This is a genomic window from Mesorhizobium sp. M7A.F.Ca.CA.002.15.2.1 (assembly GCF_003998715.1).
GTDB lineage: Bacteria > Pseudomonadota > Alphaproteobacteria > Rhizobiales > Rhizobiaceae > Mesorhizobium > Mesorhizobium ciceri.
The window spans coordinates 1-491 of record NZ_RZPI01001252.1 but is presented as its reverse complement, the minus strand read 5'-3'; the positions used below and the strand labels follow the sequence as shown (position 1 = coordinate 491).

Sequence of the window (491 nt, the reverse complement as noted above, 5' to 3'; positions counted from 1 at the left end):
GATGCGGCGTGCCCGTTCGGCCGACACCACGGAATGCCCGGTCGCCGGGTTCTTGCCGCCATTGGCGAGAAAGCGGCCGGCGAGCGCCAGTTGCCGGCAACTCATTGCGATGGCGCAATGGTGGAAGTAGACGCCCAGCGCCAGCTCCGGCGCGTGGTGGAGATTGCCGAAGGATTTCATGTAGTTGGCAAGCGCGAAGTTGCGATAGCCGGTGGCCCGTTCGGACGCCGCGACCTCACGATCGATGATGATCGTTTCGTCGTCGGCGAGGAACTGGATGAAGCGCAGGATTTCGCCGATCGCCTCGCGCGGCTGGTGGCCGGCAAGCAGGATGTCGGAAATGACAATGGCGCCGGCATTGATGAACGGGTTGCGCGGAATGCCGTTCTCATGCTCGAGCTGCACGATCGAGTTGAATGGATTGCCTGACGGTTCGCGGCCTACCCGCTGCCAAAGCGCGTCACCGACATTGCCGAGCGCCAGTGTCAGCG

At 63.5% G+C, this 491-nt stretch carries 1 protein-coding gene; it reads right to left on the bottom strand.

Annotation, left to right across the window (positions count from 1 at the left end; genetic code table 11):
• Positions 1 to 491 (bottom strand): glutaminase (locus ENZ74_RS33975; RefSeq protein ID WP_206522421.1); only part of this gene is annotated, 491 nt, incomplete at both ends.